Raw genomic sequence first — 17,510 nt, 5'->3', positions numbered from 1 at the left:
TCCTTTAAACCACTAAATTAGGCTGTAAATAATTGTTTAATTGGGGATATATCTAACAATTATATGAAGTATAAGTTTGTATGTGTGCATTGTTACACACCACGCTATCGATAAATGTTTAAATTTGTTAACGGGTGTAAGCAAAACATTAAGTATTAGGTTTTAAAAACTAATTTACCAATTAAATTGTTTGCTAAGTAAGCATCTATTTAGCGCTAAATGTATTACAAAAGAATATGTTACAATCAAGTCAAAGCATATCTTCATATTGAGTATTATGGCGCAGTATATTGCTACTCCAAGTTGGCTAGGCCGTTTTTTTACCCGTATTAAACACGTAACTATTGAACAAGAGCACCTTGTTGTGCACTTTAGAAGTGCTCCCGCGCGGACATTTTTAATTAAAGACTTTTATAATTACTCAATACTTAAAAATCGTTTATTTAGCGCCAAAATTAATTTGTGCGATAGTAGCAATACATCAATTAGCTTTTTAAACAAAGCACAAGCTAAGTCTTTAAATACCGCCCTTAACACGCAATTTTCAGCCATGCTTGAGCAAAAAGTAAATAACGCCAAGACTTTGCTAAAGCGTTATGCTTTAGATGAGTTTTTACGTGATAGTTCCATAAAAACACTTAATAACGAGGTGTTTTTACTTGCTAAACAATACGCTCAAAGTGCAAACACATGGCAACAACACTTATCGCCAAGTAGTATTAAATTTTTAAATATACTGAGCTCCACACCCAATACTCTCGATGCAATCACACAGTTGCGCCATAAGTATGAAAAAAAACAGCTAACTCTTAAAAATGAGTTTTTTAATCAAGTAGAGTCAAATCCATTAACAACAGAGCAGCGCTTAGCGGTAATACGCGATAACGATAAAAACCTAGTATTAGCGGCAGCAGGTACAGGTAAAACATCTGTGATGGTCGCAAAATCGTTAGATTTAATAGCGTGTGATATTGCCAAGCCTGAGCAAATTTTGGTGCTGGCCTATAATAAAACAGCAGCCAATGAGCTTAAAGAGCGCTTTATTAAACGCGCCGTGCATGCAAAATTACATACCAAAGCACCCACTATTTTAACGTTTCATGCGCTTGGGCTTAAATTATTACAAAGTGCTAAAAAGCCAATCGAATTGTCAAAATTTGCAACCGACCCAGTTCAATTAAATAGTTGGTTAACTGGGTGGGTAAGTAAAAAAATACAAACCGAACCACAGTTTTTAAAAGCATTTGTTGATTTACTCCATGAGCCGATTGATATATTTAGCTTTAAAGATAAGGCACAGTACGAGCGATACGTACGCGATAACGAATACCGTAGCCTTGCGGGTCATAAGGTAAAAAGTTACCAGGAAGTGATTATTTCAAACTGGCTGCATTTAAACAGCGTGGCGCACAGTTATGAGGTGAATTATCACTTTAATCAAGGTGCAGAGCTAAGTGGGCAATATAAGCCAGACTTTTATATACCTCAATACGATATTTACTTAGAGCACTTTGGCATTGATAAGCGAGGGAATACACGTGCCGATATAGATAAAAAACACTATAACGAGCAAATTGCATTTAAGCGTAAATTACATAAACAAAATGGCACCACCTTACTCGAAACCTTTCATTACAACTGGGTAGAAGGAAAGCTTGAGCAAACTCTCGCAAAGCAATTAAAGCAGCATAATGTTGAATTAACACCTTTAAGTAACGACGAAATATTTCATACTTTAAATAACTCAGGGCAGTTACAGCAAGGGGTTGATAAGTACATAAAATGCTTACAAGCTATTCGAGTGGAGCAGCTAAGTAATAAGCAAATAGCACAGCGCATTAAGCAAAGTGGTATTAAAAACTATCAACAATATGCAAATTTGTTAGTGCAAATTCATGACGCTTATATAAATGAACTAAACACGCAAAATGCCATTGATTTTGACGACATGATTATTCAAGCAACTAAGGCAGTAGTAAGCGGAGATTTTAATATTGTGTGGAGCCATATTTTAGTTGATGAATTTCAAGATATATCAAGCGCGCGTATGGGCTTTTTAAATGCCATATTAAAATATGGCAAAGGAATACGCTTTACTGCGGTCGGTGATGATTGGCAAGCAATTTATCGGTTCTCGGGTGGTAATTTAGCGCTTACCACACGCTTTAATGAATTAGTGGGCAGCCACTCACTTACCATGTTGCAAAAAACATTTAGATATAACAATAGTATTAGTGATGTAGCAGGGCGTTTTGTAATGCAAAACCCTGAGCAATATAAAAAGCAGATCAGCACACATACACAAGTAACTTCACCACAAGTCATTTTATTAGACGATTTATACCAAGGTACTAAATCGGTAGAAATAAAAGTACAGCAGAGCATAAGCACTATTCAAAAAAACGATGCATCAGCGAGCATTGCCATCCTTAGTCGATATAGGTACATGTTAAATAGCGTGCAGCAGCATTTAAAAGGTAAAAAGCATACAAACCCTCTTTATTTTTGGACATTGCATAGCGCTAAGGGGCTTGAAGCTGATTACTGTATTATTATTGGCTTTGAACAAGGTAAATTAGGGTTTCCTAGCGATAATCAAAATAACGTGCTGGTGGAGTCGTTATTACCAAAGCAAGATGAATTCACTCACTCAGAGGAAAGGCGTTTGCTTTATGTAGGTATCACGCGCGCTAAACATAAAGCGTATTTAATTGCCGACCCTTATGCATGCTCCGCGTTTGTAAAAGAACTAGTAAATGACGATTATCCTATTCAAATCGCTTCAACATTGTTTAACAAGTCGCAACTTAAGCAAAGAGAGTGTAATACGTGCAGCGACGGGTTAATTGTGCCAAAAACGGGTCAGTATGGTGACTATTATAGCTGTACTAATACGCAAATTTGCGAAACTAAATTGCGAGTGTGCAAAAGCTGTAGTAGCCCATCGGTTGATAAAAGCACATATTCTCAATGTGTGAATATAGACTGTAAAACGCAGCATCCAATTTGTGAAAAGTGTGGTCGCGAAATGTGTAAACGTAAATCTAAGCACGGTGAATTTTTAGGCTGCAGTGGTTTCGCTCTTAAAGAAGATAACTGTAAAAACACTCGAAAAATAAGTGCTTAACGGCTAATAAGCAGGTTTACACTTGTCTATTTTATAGAACAATGTAAATAGAAATTATATTCATTTGATTGATTTTAACAAGTTATCAATGTCTAATAGAATAATGAGCTTTAACTGTTGTTTATTATGCATTTTTTCAATAGATTCTTTTTATTAAATGACCATTATTCAGCCCCTGGTCAGGTTGCTAATTGGCGGATAAGTGCACTGCGCATTATTCTATCATTAGTAATGGTGTTATGTTTTGCTGTGGCGTGCCACACGTACACAAGCGCTATTGAATTCAACTTAATCTATATCATTGTACTAACAAGCAGCTTTTTTGCTACTGCATGTGGTTTACTTATAGCAAGTAAGCGTTTTTATCACTTTAGCGCTCATGCACTTTTAATCGCCATTGTAGCTGCTAGCGTGTCAATGAACTTATTTTTAACAGACCTAGAGCTTGCAAAAGTGGGCTCTATGTATATGTATTCCTGCCCAATAATCGCACTTATGCTGCTTGGGCATAGAACAGCCTTAGCTTATGGCATATTAAATATTGTACCGTTTTATATGATCATCAATAACGTTGATGTATCGGGCTTAACCGGCATTGCTCAACAACTTCCCGATGCCAGCTTATACATTACAGGGCTTATATTTTTATTTTTTAACATTTGTATTCCGCTTGCTGTAGCACGCACAATTGTGGCTGCTAAGCGTTTAAACAACACAATGATAAGCGCCAATACTCACCTTCAAGACAAAAATGAGCTTTATCGAAGCCTATTCACTGAATCAAATAAAGCAAAAATTATTGTTGACGAAAATCTAGTTATTACTGATTTTAATCAACATGCTATTGATATGTTTGGTATAAAAAAAGAATTAAAAGAAGAATGCGTTAACCTCTCTCATTTATTCCCCTCTTTAGTTTTTGACGATCCAAATGCGCAAAATAAAATTGTGAAGTACAAAAAAAGCTATTTTAAAGCCAGTTATCAGCAAATAACAATGAGCACAAACTACCGTGTATACGACTTTTACGATTGCACGCAAGAGCAGCTCATTAAACAAAATTTATCGATGATGGAACAAGAAAATAAACGTTTACGCTTTAGAGACTCGCAAACAAAACTACCCAATAGAGAATGGTTTGAGCTGCAATGCGACAGATTAACAAGCAAATACCAAAAAGGTTTTTATATCGTTGTTACCCAAAGTGCAAATAGTGAATATTTAAATTTAAAGCTTACTAAAGCCGACTCACAAGCATTACTTATTAATGCATACAAGCGTTTAAAGGCGATGGCGGATGGGCCGCTGTTGTGTGCCCATATAGGAGTAGGAAAGCTGGCTTTTATAATTGGGGCAAACTCGCAAAGTGGGCTTGAAGATAAGCTATTAATGCAAATAAAAAATACATTAGATAAAACATATAATGTGTTTGGCACTAAGTGTCAGCAATCATTTTTATTTGGTTTTGCAAAGTACCCTGATCACGGAAAAAACAGCACAACAGTACTTAGCAATGCATGTGAAGCGCTTAAAGTTGCAAACTGTAATATGCATCTTAGTGGTTATAACGAGAAACAATCACAAGCTTTTATCGAAAAATATGAAATTTCGATGTTATTAGATGAAGCCCTTCAGCAGGGCGATTTGTCGGTGCATTATCAACCTAAAGTAGATGCAACGGGTCAATGTATAGGGCTTGAAGCTTTAGCGCGTTGGAACAGTCCAATATTAGGTAATGTGTCGCCAGTGGTTTTTATTCCTATTGCCGAAGAATACAGAATGGTCAGTCGATTAACCGACCTGATTATTCAAAAGGTGTGCGCTCAAATTGCCGATTGGACCAAGGCGGGTTTACCGAGTGTGCCGGTGGCAATAAATATATCTCTAATTGATTTTAGCCAAACCGACTTTATGTCAAAACTGGTTAAATACCTTGCCGACTTTAACGTAAAGCCACCTCAGATTGAGTTAGAACTGACTGAAACCTCTCTTGAGGCAAACCAAGCACATTCGCTAAAGCTTATGCAAACACTGCAATCGTGGGGTTTTACTATTTCGGTTGATGATTTTGGAGTGGGGTATTCTAATATTGCACGCCTTGCCGATTACCCTATTAACAAGCTCAAGTTAGATCGCTCATTAATAAGCCAAGTAACAAGCTCTACGCGTCAAAAAAGTTTAGTTAAAGCGGTGCATGTTATGTGTGAAGAGCTTGATATTAAGTGTGTAGCTGAAGGCGTAGAAACCCAAGAGCAAGTAGCAATAATGACGCAAATGGGGTGTAAAGAATTTCAGGGCTTTTACTTTGCGAAGCCAATGCCTGCCGAAAATTTTGCAGCGCATGTTAGCCGCTATGGCTTAGTATTTAACTCCAACGAGATAGCGGCTCAACTTTAAATGTATAGCGGGTATTTTATTGCCTAATTACAGAGCTGTTGGGCGTTTATAGTTATTTCGCACTGATGAATAACTCCTGATCCCCAATGCTGTATATCTGATTGAGCGGTACAGCCTGCATCTTCAATTAAAGCAGTATTAGCATCACATAAAAGTAGCACTGCGTTATCATCTTGTACGTTTACAATAAGGGTGTATTTCCCAAAGGGTGCAAGTTTGCTTAAATCGTTATTAACGGCAGCTTTTAATAACTCATCAGTCGATGAATAGGATGTTTCACTAAACTTTAAAGTGCCGTCTACAGCTGTAGCAATATCTTTTAATTGCGAGGCTAAATCGGCCATTATTTCTGGATTGTTATTTTTTGAAGTGTAACAACCGCTAAGTAATACAATTAAGCTTATGCATAGTAAGTGTTTCATGTTATTTGCTCCATACCGTCATCGTATTGTGTTCATCGTAGCCTGTATCTAGGTTCCAATTTTTAATTGCACTGTAATCAGTATCTAAAAATACGGCATTGGCAATAATGGTTATGTAGTGCTGAATGTTACTAACGGCAAAGTCAAAAATATCGTTGTAATGCATAGGCTCGTGCGGCGTTTTTAGTTGTTCAATAAAGGTAGGGTCTACTTCGTTTGGACGGGGATAAAACAAACCTAAATCAGCAGCAACATGACGTGCACAGGCAAATAACCGATAGCTTTCTTCAACATTATTTACTACAAGCTGAAAACCGTTATGCCATGAATTTAAGTTAGGAGCGTGTTGTGCGGCGTAGCTTGGGTGAACTGTTAATAATGCATGTTGCCAAATTTGTGTAATATCGGTATCAAAATTATCGTCCTCATTAGTACAAGAGCCAATATTTTGTTGTACGCGATCAGCGTAGCCTAACTCACCTAAATTTAAACGTTGCCAAATAAACGCATCTTGATTCATTTCACAGGTACGGTGCGCCGTTTGGTTTTGCTCGTAAGGGCCTACTTTTAATTCAACAACCGGGTGCACTGTTATATCTGCAGCAACATGGGCCATATAACCGCATAACCAAGCAAAACACTTCTCAAATGCTTCACCTTCAAGTGTTTTACAGTGTTCAATCATGGCTTTTAGTAAATCGCCTGTGTGCTCGTAATGCATTAGATCGGCCCATGCATTTTGGCTAGGCTGCGCTACAGCTAAATAAGGGTAATCGGGGGCTACACAGCCTAGTTCAAGGTATGCTTGGCGTTGGCTTAAAATAAGTTTTGCCTTTTTAGGCATATCCATTTTAGCGAGTGACTTGGTTTGCGTTGCAATATTAACCGCAGTAATGTGCGCAAAAGCACCTGGCATTGTCATATCCTTATGATTTATAAATAGGGGTACAGATTAACATTGAGGCAGCGTTAAATAAAGTTAAGTAAGTGCAAGTTAGGTTGTTAAACGGTTATTAAATTAGCTGTTCAACTAATTGGCCATTTTCGTATAATTTAGCATATTGACGTTTATGTTCTTCAAATAGGTAAGCCCTTAGTTGTTCTTGTCCGCTATGAATTTGAGTTATTTTTGCTGCAATTCCTAGGCTACTTTGCCTAACGGGTTCTACATCCATTGATATGCTTTCTTTGTTGGGTAAGGTAAAGCTCATGTGCTGTAATTTTTTTACGCTCTTTCCACTTTTTAATGGTTTTAAAAATATACCTGTACTGGAAATCGATTCAATATTAAAACCTTGGCTTTTAATATTTAGTTTACTCCAACGCCAACTGCGCTGAGTGCCTTTTGTATCAATTACCTCTGGTGCGCTCAAAATGGGGTTAATTACACCTAAATCATCAATTTTTAATTGCAGGGGAAACCAAAGTTGATAATTAGCAACTTCAGCAAGCAAAGTTAAATTAGCATGGCTAAAAAGGTGAGCAATACTCGCGGGTACAGAGCTTTTCATTGTAAGCATATGATTACGGGGAGAGCGCTGCTTTGTATTTGGTTTGAATAACTCAGCTAAAAAATTTACCTCTTCATTAGAAAAGTCCATATTTCACCCCCAGTTACATAAAACAATACACCACCGTAATTTAAACAATGGGTTTGATCAATAAATGCTCGGTTTAAATTTGTTTAGTCAATATTTATAATGGTAAGTATGTAAACTAAACAATCTATTTAAATGAAGTACTTAACGCTATCGCTTTTTAGGGGGCTTGAATTATTTAACATTTATAAAAATATATTTAGGCTCAAGTGGCTAGCTGTTAAACTGCAACACATTAGTTTTATTATTTATATTAGAGTTTACATTATGATATGTGCATTTTTACGTAATCAACAGCCTAAATTACGAGGTATGTTAGTGGCGTTGCTGGGTGCTGGTTTTTCAATAAATGCAGTGGCTCAAGAGCAAAGCCAAACTTTAATTTTAGTGGGCTCAGAGCTTACTACCTGCACTAGCGCCAAGCTTAATAATTGTCAAAAAGACGCTGTTATTGATGGTAAGTCACATAATTTATATACACTTAGCAGCCCTCAAATAAAAAACATCGCGCAGCATTGGCCTGATAATAATGTTGAGACAAAAACGGCTGTATTAAAAACACTTAAAACCATACAAAGTAAATCGTCAAATAACGTATCAAAAACTGATTTACTCTGGCTATGGCGCGATATAAATAACCAGCAATTAGAAAGCCTGACTCAGCAAGAATACAACTTTGTATTTGATATGCTAGAAGTACCGCTACTTAATAAAAACGGTGAGCGTTTAAAAGAGCACGTAAATACCGATTTTAATAATGAGGTTGCGACTAATAATATTTTACAATTTGTGTCGGGTAGTTTAAAGGTTAATAACTCAAAACCCACCATGCTTGCTATTACGGCATCGAGCCGCGACCCTTATGAGTCGGCAGATGTAGCGCAAGGTCTTTTGGCACAATCAAATATAAGCACTCAATGGTTAGCACTAACGCCAGCGCTTGCTAAAGCGATTACGAGTAACTCGTGTGATGAATTACCCGCTTTCAGAAATACATTAATGAATGTGTATAACCGTGAAGTGATTTATCCCGATCGCACAAAGGCCGAATACACTTTATGTAAAAATGGCACTAATGCACTTGTGTCACTTATTAAAAATAGTACCGGTGTGATGTTTAATAGCGGTAATGCAGCATTAACTCACAAGGTATTATTTGATCAAAACAATAACCCATACCCGTGGACGCAAGCATTGCAAACTCGCCCAGTAATTGTAGGTGAAGGAGCGGGCGCTGCAATCCAAAGCAAAATAGCGGGCATATTTACGAATACAACAAGCCTTGAAGCTCTTCGTAAAAGTGAAACTAACGCTAATGCTGGTGGACTTGGCAGCTTTAACTTTGGTGTTATAGATACTCAATTTAGCGAACAAAACCGCACGTTTAGGCTTGCAGCGGCGTTAAATAAAAACGAAGTGAAAAATACTAAAGCAGAGATTCAACATGGCTTTGGTATTGATGAAAATACAGCTTTGGTTGTTATTAAATCACCAGAAGGTAGTTTAATGACCGTAATAGGCAAAAGTGGTGTTGTGCACTTAAGTGAGCAAGGCAAGCCTCAAAAAAATGCTAATAACTATCGTTATTCGTACTGGCCTACGGGCAGCGTAATTGATATTACCAATAACACGTTTACTCTGAGTGAGCGCACTATAAGCCAAGCGTTACCCGAGATAAAAATGCCGCCATTACCGGTACAGCGTTTTGGCTCAATTTTAACAAATTCAAAACTACGTTCACTTACTCAAGCTATGTGTTTAAGCCAAGAGCAAAGTGCGGTAGCCCAACAAGACGAGTTTATAATTAGCCTTACAGCAACGAGTGACACGCAGTATCATCGCATCAATGCAAAAGAGTTTGGTTGTGCGCTAAGCAATTTAGAGTTAGCTATAAAGTCGATTTAGTGACTAACCTGAGCCAAGGGTTTAAGTTTTTGGCTCTTCTCTATAAAATAGCCACCATAATGATTTAAAAGCCTTACTAAAAGAGTATTAAAATGAATAAAGAAAATGATGTAATTTCTAGTCTAGCCGAGCTAGAAAGCTTTTTATTAAATGTAGAAAACGGCGGTCTTGGCCTTAAAGGTGTTTCGGGCGTTGGTATGGCAACAAACAATAGTGATGGTAGTCGTTTTGTAGCCGTGTTTGACGACCAACAAAAGCTACTTTTAGCACGCGGTATTACAGAAGACGTATTCCAAACAGGGCAAGACATGGTACGTAATGGAGTAGGGCGCAAGCACTAGCACTTTAATAAAAAGCGCTTAGAGCGCTTTTTTATTTTAATTTCAATAAATTGAAATTAAATTGCTTCATATAGATTCCACAAAGACCACTTCAAGTAAATAACAATTCAATACAATCCACTCAAAAACCATAAAGTTTAATAGGTAAATTCTTTTTTTATTAAGTGCGCTTTGATAAATAAGATAGTGCCACAGGTAAGTTTTGGCTATATTTTGAAGAGAAGTTTAACTTTTTGATATAGAGGTATTAATTGGTCGGTATGGAGAGATTCGAACTCTCGACCCCTGCCACCCCATAAAAGTTACGATTAGATTTAAGTAGAGTTAAGTAGCTACAAGTAGTACTTAGTTTTCATTTAACTTATTGTTTTAAATGGTTTAAATTTAATTTATTAGTGTAGGTTAGCTCTAAGTAGAATTAAGTAGTTGAATACGGGTGATGCTACATATATGCTGCATGTACTTTATGTTTAATATTTGGTGCTACATATGTCTGTCGTGAAAATGTTATTAACTGATTCGTTATTAAGCTCAGTCCCTGAACCTATTAAACGGATAAATGACACAAAGTTAAGTGGTTTTCATGCGCGTGTAGGTAAAACACAAAATGATAAAAAGCGTAAAATTGCACTTTACTTAAATTATCGTTTTGGTGGCATCAAAGGTAAACAGCGTAATTACCATTTAGGATACTTTGGTGAGTGCGATTTAAAAGATGTTCGCAAGGAAGTTGAAAGCTTAAAAGGGCGAGTTGCTTTAGGTGAAGACGTATACGAAACAAAGCAGCTATCACTAAAGCAGCAGTTTATCGAAGATACATCCCCAACCGTTGAAGAGCTTGCCCAAGAGTTTATTGAAAGAGACATTAAAGTTAACCGAAAAGACGTAGATCCCGTAATGAGAATGTTCAAAAAAGACATTTTGCCCTTTATTGGAAATTATAAACTCAAAGAGATAACTCGGCGTGATGTTCTTAATAAGGTGCTTGACCCAATAAAAGATCGGGGCTCAAATACCCAAGCAAATAAAACACTCTCTATTTTAAAACAAATGTTCGACTTCGGTGTTGAGCGAGACCTTATGCAGGGCAATCCTGTTAGTACGGTTAAAAAGAAAAGTGTAGGCGGCCTTGAAAAGTCTCGAACCAGAGCGCTTGAGTTTGAAGAAGTTATTCAAGTATTTGAGCGCCTACCAAAGCTAGGTATAAGCCAGCAAGTTATTTACGCATTAAAGTGCATAACGTTAACCGGTTGCAGGCCAATAGAGGTCACAGGCGCACAATGGCAAGAATTTGATTTTGACAAAATGATATGGACAATCCCAGCTGAGCGAGTAAAGCAAAACAAAGATGGCGAGAGAACCCATAAAGTGCCAATTACTCAAAATATGGTTATTCTGCTTGATGAATTACGTGCAGCATTTGGCTATCTTAATTCTAAATATGTATTCCCGAGTACAACAACTAATAAATCAGGCCCAGGTGAGCAACCGATTGACAGGCACTCACTGTCACGCTCCATAAGCCGTAAATTAGAACAATTAGGAGTCCCAAAATTTGTACCTCACGATTTACGCAGAACGGTTGCGACTCGCTTAGGTGATACTGATATTAGAACAGATCCGATAGTAGTTGAAAAGATACTAAATCATCAGTTACAAGGTATGCAAAAAGTGTATAATCTTCAAGAGTATATGGAAAAGCGAACCATAGCTTTAGAAAGTTGGAGTAGGCGATTAAAGCGTGTTGTTTCGATAGGTACTTAAAATATAAGAACTAACTAAGAGGTTTCAGTGGGCAGTAAAAATAAAGCTAATTTAAGTCTGTATGCAGCGAAATTGTATGAGAGTCTATTAATCACTTTAAGAGATAATTTAGGCAAATTTGTTTTATCTATATTTGTCATTTATGGACTGACCCTGATTTATTTAGGTACTGTAGCTGGTGTATATTTTCAGGATGGTGATTCAAATCTATATTACATCCATGAACTGCTCGCTTGGTGGAAAGAAGTATCTGCTTTTCCAGAGTCTAAAGATAATTATACTATTTCATTTTATGCATCGGCAGAACAAGATTATTGGTTTTTTGCAATAATTGGTTTTGCTGTTTCTATTCCTTCAATGAAGCATCCAAGGTCTGATGGTCTTCGAGCTAAAATTCATCATTTTTTCCCCAGATTAACAGAAACTCATCCCTACATGGAATATCTTGTTACTATGATGAACAAGTCGTCTTGTATTACAGAGCAATATAAGAGAGCTGTTACAATCACGAATGTTGATGAAAAATTCTTTACATCAATTGTTTCGACTAGATTTCGATTAAAAAACTTACACCACAATCACTCACTAAATCATAATATTGGAAATTTCTCACTTGTTCCTGATGATGAAGTTCTAAAGCTGCATAAAGTTTGGGGGAAATTGTCGTGTTTTGTTGATGATGAGGGAGGAATTGTATCCCCACCTCAAAATTTAACTGGTAGTGCTTTTAAAGTTAAAGATTACAACATACGACTCGGGGCTGATGATACAAGAGAGTATCATTGTGTTTACGACCTACTAAGTGACATTAATGAAACTATGAGTATGTCTTTCATTCGATTTACTGAAAAGTTTGACTTATGTATCGAAAATCGAAGTGCTTCTAAGATATTTGTTTCGGTCTTTATTCAAAAAGGTGGGACGAACTCTACGCCAAAAATAGTATCAGAAAAGTCAGAGGTAGGTTTGAATGAGACTTTCAATTTGCCAGATAGCATAGAGATGCTTGGCATTAACGATAAAGTATCTGTACAAATATCTTCTTGCAAAGAAGATTCTTAGTAGCTACAATAAATTTATCCAACATCTGGAGGTTATATATGACTATTCAAAGTGAATCAAAAGGTATGTAAAATACTTTAAAACTGTTTAGATAATAAACTTATATTTCTTTAAGCCTCTTGTGAAGCGACATTAATGTCGCTTCATTTGTTACTGGCCATATCAATAAATTTTAACTTCAGATTACATATCTTTCCAGTAGAAAGTTAATCAGACTTTTTATTCCCATGCATTATTTTTAGGTTCCATTCAAATTGTACATTTTCGATTTAGCGAATAAGTAATTATTTATCGATAACAACCTCTAAATTTTTGTTTAAAGCTATACTCATAATTGAGGGACTTCCTCTTAATTGAAAGGATAACGATTATGGCTCTTAAACCTGGACCAAAACCAATTGCTGATTCAACTGGCAAACCTGATAAACGTAGACGTGATAACAAAAATACTCCAGGGAACACCCCAGGATTAAAACCTAGTAAATCTTCAAAGAAATAGATAAGACTTGAAATTAAGGCTATCTTCACGGTAGCTTTAACTTAACGTAAATACACTTCAGTGATTTCTGGCCTAAAATGCCCCATTTCTTGTGAAACGGTCTCTAATGCTATTTGATATGGATATTGGTTGAGTATCAGCTCTAATAACCTTTCTTGTGCGTAGCTATGCCTTAGGCCGTGAGCACCGTTGGAAAATGAAAGCGTACGGTTTGATGCTTTATTAAATGAATCAGACCATTTTTTACCACCTCCAATATTGTACCGCTGTAAGTAGCTTATTTTTCTATCAACAACAGTGATAGGCTTTTTAAATTTGCGAAGTTCTAATTTAGCTGATAAATCGTGAGGTATTAGTACTTCGCGTGTTAAACCTCCTTTACCTGTTACGGTATATATCACACCGTTTCTACCAGACCATTTTGAATCAAAAGCTGGTCGTTTATCTGCTTTGCGCTCTTCAACTTTGGCTATGGTCAATAATTCATGCGCACGAAGCCCCGCAGATAGTGCTATTTGTGTTGATAATGAATATTTAGATGTTTGGTGCTTACTTATTATTTGTGTTTGCTCTGTGGTGTAGGCGCGTGATTTAAGAATTTGCTGATTAATTGATTTAATAACGGGGAGGGTTTGCTTATCTTTAAGTTTGCCGTTTAGCCTCATCATTGCTTGTATAGCTTGGCGCTCCATATCCAGTGATTTTTGACCCACTATTTCTTTTCGGTAATCTAAATAATTGAGAGCTTGATCGATGGTCATTGCCTGAATACCGTTTATGCCAATATCTTTAGCCCAAGAGGCAACGGTGTTAAGTGATTGCTCGTAGTTTCTGGCAGTTCCAAGAGACTTTATAAGCTTACTTTTTGTAAGCCCTTTTATGACATTGTGTGCTTGAGTTTTTGGTTTCGCAAATTTAGCCATGTTTTTTAATCCATCTTTGAATTGTTGACCAATGAGCATTGATACCTTTACGCTTTAGCCAGCGCTGAAGCTCGACAATGTTTGACCCTTGCTTGTAAATTTCTATTAGCTCGAATTTATGTTTATCAAGCTTAGATGTTTTTTTACGGCTTCCTGCGATTAACTTACTTTCAAATTTTAGTTTTTGGACTTCGATTAGGGCATCGAATTTCATGGTATGACTCCAGTCGTATTAAGGTTGTAAGATTGACTGGCAATAAAGCTCAGCGGCACTTAAGCCTATTCGCCCCTGTTTTTCGCATATGCGAAAGGCTCGGACTGATCTCGCCTGATTATTAACCTCATTTCTACGTGTTGTCAGCAGCTGGAGTGCGCCGTTTTTGATTGGTTACTACCTTTTAAAAGATAGTATTTACCTCGTTACTACGTGTTGAAGGCAGCAGAATAGCGCCTGTTTTTTTCTGGCTCGTTAGAGCTTAAGTAACAATAAGATTACCACTTTAGAAATATTTTTCAATCTGCAAATAAAACCTGCGTATAAGAGTGTGAATGTGTTGTCCCCCGCTATGTGTAAGCCGATTTTCGGCTTCGACATAGCGGGGGACAGGGGCGAAGCCCCAATGTTTAAAGAGAGGCTATTGCTCATGATGCCTCTATTAAAATTGGTATTAGCTCATTTGTAGAAGTAAGGTATTAGAAAACCCTTATGATATCCGATGAAGTTTCGTTGGTTGTCGCTTATTTGTAAGCGGTAGAAATATATTAAGCTTGGTTGCTTTTTGACTATATTTTACCAAAAAGCAAACCAATACACTTATATTTAAATAGTTTCAGTAATACTTTTACTATCAATATTTCTATGGCTAATTTGTTTGATTAGGTGAAGCTTTATCTTCTTTCAAAGACTCAGAGACTTCTAATCCTTGATTTACTCTAATTTCTTGTTCCTTAATTATTTTTTGTGAACCTTCACTAAGCTTGGATGCTAATCGGCTAAATCCTGGTATTTTGGCTAAACGTTCAATCGAATCTGTTAATTTAGAGCTTCTATCTAATGCTTCCATGAGAGGATGATCACTCTTATCGTAGTTGGAAATCAATTTACCTGGGTTTTCAGCATTAATTTCCAATATATTAAATAGAAGTTTTGTTTTTAACTCAGAAGAAGCTTCTTGATCTTTGACGCCCTGGATTTGTGTCGAAAGGCCTTCATATGTTTTACTAAGAACTTCTTTGTGGGTGTATTCTTCAATTAAACGCTTAGATAGGTTAACTTTTTTATTATTTGAAAATGCTAGCCAAAGGAAAGGTAAATATATAGGCAATACACTCATAAACATTTTTGGAGAATCTAGAATAACTTCAGTTAGCTCTTTACCTTGCCACAGTAATACTCCAGAGAGCATAACAGGTACTAGGGAAACAATGACCATAGCAATGATGCTGTAGTAGAAATACTTATTTAGCTGCTCATGGTTTTTAACTTCATCAAGCTTTTTTGCTTCATAAGCATGACTTAGACCTGCGGTAAGTGCATTAGGAAGCAAAGATTTGATTTTTTCTTCAATTCCTCTTATGGTTTCCTCCTTTTCAGAAATAAAAGTGTCAATATCAGCTTTATTATTATCGATCTGTTGATCTAGCCGCTGATAGGCCGATTTAGAAAGCTCGGTTAAATCCTCTTTAGTTATTTCTAATTCAGATTTTATTTGAGAATGTTCAGACTCAAGTTTGTCTAATTTGCCAACTTCTTTATGAACCTCTCCTTCTTCGTCTTCTTGTTCATAGCCATAAAAGTCTTCATAAATTTCTGTTAACTTGTTTTTATGATTAATCGATTGTGTCAGTAGGCTTTTTATTTTTTGGGTATTCGATTCAGCAGTACCTATATTTTCTTCTAGCTCATTAAGGTCTTCTTCAAGTGAAGAGAATTTCTCAGGAAGTATAGATAAAGTATCGTATTGATCAGTTATCTGATCATGAATGCTTGTAGTTTTTTGCTTTAACTCATCTAGATAATTAACCGCTTCACGAGCATCTTCAAGAAGAGCTTGTGCTTGTTTATTATTTGATTCAGATTCGGAGTGATATTTTTTTATTTTATCAAGTAAGTTAATACTTTCTTCAGCAGCTTCTTCAGCGAGTTGTTTTGATTTATTTGATTTATTTTTATATTCGGTCACTTTTCGAGAAGAATAGTTAGCATCTTTTTGCAGCTCGGTACCGGATTTTATAAAATCCTCGCGGAGACTTGATTCTAGTTTCCTTAAATTCTCTTCAATTTCAGCAGTCTTTGACCATAAGTAAGATTTCTCTTTATTCAATAAATCTTCAAATTTACTAGTAAACATACCTGTCACTTCTTTTTATTTTTAATGGCTTATACATTATTGTAAGCAAGTATTAACAGCAAGGTAAATGTCTATACCTTACTAATTTAATGAGCTTTTTATTTATAATTCAGTATAGCATTAGCTATATCTTCTTCCTCACAATAAAAAAATGCTGTTGGCACTTCTAATACTTTAGCTAGTGCTCGCACTGTTTGAAAGTCGGGTGAATGAACGCCTTTTTCATACTGATTCATTCTAGGCGAAGCCGCAAACTGATCCATTCCCGCCAGTATTCCTAGTTTTTTTTGCGAAAGTCCTTTTGCTAGTCTTGCCTCTTTTAGCCGTTTTGGAAACGGTGAACCATCATTCGTTTTCATTATATTTAATTCTTAACTTGAAAACTAAGAGTTTCTTAGCTTTAATATGTTCACGATACTAAGGAATACTTAGATGTAGGCGGGTGAAGCAAATGTTGTGGAAAGCAGTTAAGTTTATAGGAGCCGTGACGGTTGATATTTTGCTGGATGTTGATGATAAGTCTGAGCAGGATAAGTTCATTGATGAATACAATGATGGAACTGGAAATGTCGATCATTATGGCGATAGCTACACAGAGCAAGAAGCGCGAGACGCCCATAGCCGTGGTGAGTTCTACAAATAGTTTTGACAGCTGCTCTGTTAGGTGCAATTGTTAGGTGGGTTTTTACACAAAATACAGGCTACGCAGTTGAAAAGCTGCGTAGTTTTTTATGATTAATTTTAATGTTTATGCATTTTTACCCGCGATTGATTTTTTATATATTAAACTGCAAGGCCAAGATAATAGCCGTGATAAGTTATTATCAATCAGGGATAACTTAAGTAAGCTTAATGAAGCACAAGTGCTTAGTGAGTTACTTACCTTAGACTTCATGTTTTACGATTATAGTAACGAGCAATCAGAGGTTTGGGATATACAGCTAGAGTCTTTTTCATCGTTTTATAATCGATCAGAAAAAGTGAAAAGACGCGATAATTACTATCCTGAGGCACATGTTCAATCAGTGTTTAAGTGGATGCTTATGCTTTGTGATGATTGTAGTGATAATTTGAAAACCCATCGTTCAGTAATTCATTAAACGGCACAAACAAAATTTAAA

15 protein-coding genes are annotated in these 17,510 nt (G+C 36.4%); 8 read left to right on the top strand and 7 right to left on the bottom strand.

Translation table 11 applies throughout. The annotated features are described in order from the left end of the window. The first annotated feature begins 277 nt into the window (after positions 1–277). Entirely contained in the window at positions 278–3,127 is a 2,850-nt protein-coding gene (locus tag EU510_RS05895; protein ID WP_149592656.1) for a UvrD-helicase domain-containing protein, read from the top strand. 126 nt (positions 3,128–3,253) lie between these two features. Then, positions 3,254–5,524, top strand: coding sequence for an EAL domain-containing protein (locus tag EU510_RS05890; protein WP_149592655.1), 2,271 nt, complete (start codon positions 3,254–3,256; stop codon positions 5,522–5,524). A gap of 23 nt (positions 5,525–5,547) precedes the next feature. Here EU510_RS05890 and EU510_RS05885 read toward each other — a convergent pair whose 3' ends face one another. The 3 genes from EU510_RS05885 to EU510_RS05875 form a co-directional block, all read right to left on the bottom strand. Beyond that, on the bottom strand, positions 5,548–5,946 hold the full coding sequence (locus tag EU510_RS05885; RefSeq protein WP_149592654.1) for a hypothetical protein: 399 nt from the start codon (positions 5,944–5,946) through the stop codon (positions 5,548–5,550). Position 5,947: 1 nt separating this feature from the next. Then, positions 5,948–6,862, bottom strand: a complete 915-nt coding sequence (locus EU510_RS05880) for a zinc dependent phospholipase C family protein (RefSeq protein WP_149592653.1) — start codon at positions 6,860–6,862, stop codon at positions 5,948–5,950. 97 nt (positions 6,863–6,959) lie between these two features. After that, a complete protein-coding gene (locus EU510_RS05875) occupies positions 6,960–7,547 on the bottom strand; it encodes a hypothetical protein (protein WP_149592652.1) in 588 nt (195 codons plus the stop codon). A 264-nt stretch (positions 7,548–7,811) separates the two neighbouring features. On the opposite strand from EU510_RS05875, the gene EU510_RS05870 reads away from it, so the two are divergent. The 4 genes from EU510_RS05870 (at position 7,812) to EU510_RS05855 (ending at position 12,616) form a co-directional block, all read left to right on the top strand. After that, a complete protein-coding gene (locus tag EU510_RS05870; protein ID WP_149592651.1) occupies positions 7,812–9,449 on the top strand; it encodes a cyanophycinase in 1,638 nt (545 codons plus the stop codon). Positions 9,450–9,541: 92 nt separating this feature from the next. Beyond that, positions 9,542–9,790, top strand: a complete 249-nt coding sequence (locus EU510_RS05865) for a hypothetical protein (protein WP_007378343.1) — start codon at positions 9,542–9,544, stop codon at positions 9,788–9,790. A 489-nt stretch (positions 9,791–10,279) separates the two neighbouring features. Beyond that, positions 10,280–11,554: a tyrosine-type recombinase/integrase gene (locus EU510_RS05860; RefSeq protein WP_149592650.1), complete on the top strand. Its 1,275-nt coding sequence runs from the start codon at positions 10,280–10,282 to the stop codon at positions 11,552–11,554. Positions 11,555–11,581: 27 nt separating this feature from the next. Next, positions 11,582–12,616, top strand: a complete 1,035-nt coding sequence (locus EU510_RS05855) for a hypothetical protein (RefSeq protein ID WP_149592649.1) — start codon at positions 11,582–11,584, stop codon at positions 12,614–12,616. Positions 12,617–13,156: 540 nt separating this feature from the next. Here EU510_RS05855 and EU510_RS05850 read toward each other — a convergent pair. The 4 genes from EU510_RS05850 to EU510_RS05835 all read right to left on the bottom strand — a co-directional run bounded on the left by EU510_RS05850 (position 13,157) and on the right by EU510_RS05835 (position 16,748). Continuing rightward, a complete protein-coding gene (locus EU510_RS05850; protein WP_149592648.1) occupies positions 13,157–14,038 on the bottom strand; it encodes a site-specific integrase in 882 nt (293 codons plus the stop codon). Further along, positions 14,031–14,252: a hypothetical protein gene (locus EU510_RS05845; RefSeq protein ID WP_008136222.1), complete on the bottom strand. Its 222-nt coding sequence runs from the start codon at positions 14,250–14,252 to the stop codon at positions 14,031–14,033. The genes EU510_RS05850 and EU510_RS05845 overlap by 8 nt, the downstream gene beginning before the upstream one ends. A gap of 649 nt (positions 14,253–14,901) precedes the next feature. Then, positions 14,902–16,389 carry a hypothetical protein gene (locus tag EU510_RS05840; RefSeq protein ID WP_149592647.1) on the bottom strand — a complete coding sequence of 496 codons (1,488 nt, stop codon included), beginning with the start codon at positions 16,387–16,389 and terminating at the stop codon, positions 14,902–14,904. 98 nt (positions 16,390–16,487) lie between these two features. Continuing rightward, the gene (locus tag EU510_RS05835) at positions 16,488–16,748 is read right to left on the bottom strand and encodes a helix-turn-helix domain-containing protein (protein WP_149592646.1); all 261 of its coding nucleotides are present in this window, start codon (positions 16,746–16,748) and stop codon (positions 16,488–16,490) included. A 92-nt stretch (positions 16,749–16,840) separates the two neighbouring features. On the opposite strand from EU510_RS05835, the gene EU510_RS05830 reads away from it, so the two are divergent. Next, positions 16,841–17,032, top strand: coding sequence for a hypothetical protein (locus tag EU510_RS05830; protein ID WP_149592645.1), 192 nt, complete (start codon positions 16,841–16,843; stop codon positions 17,030–17,032). Between the two features lie 88 nt (positions 17,033–17,120). After that, on the top strand, positions 17,121–17,489 hold the full coding sequence (locus tag EU510_RS05825) for a hypothetical protein (RefSeq protein ID WP_149592644.1): 369 nt from the start codon (positions 17,121–17,123) through the stop codon (positions 17,487–17,489). Positions 17,490–17,510: the final 21 nt, after the last annotated feature.

The organism is Pseudoalteromonas sp. FUC4, from assembly GCF_008370255.1.
Classification (GTDB): domain Bacteria; phylum Pseudomonadota; class Gammaproteobacteria; order Enterobacterales; family Alteromonadaceae; genus Pseudoalteromonas.
Note: the sequence above shows the minus strand (reverse complement) of the source record. Positions and strands in the feature narration are given on the sequence as shown.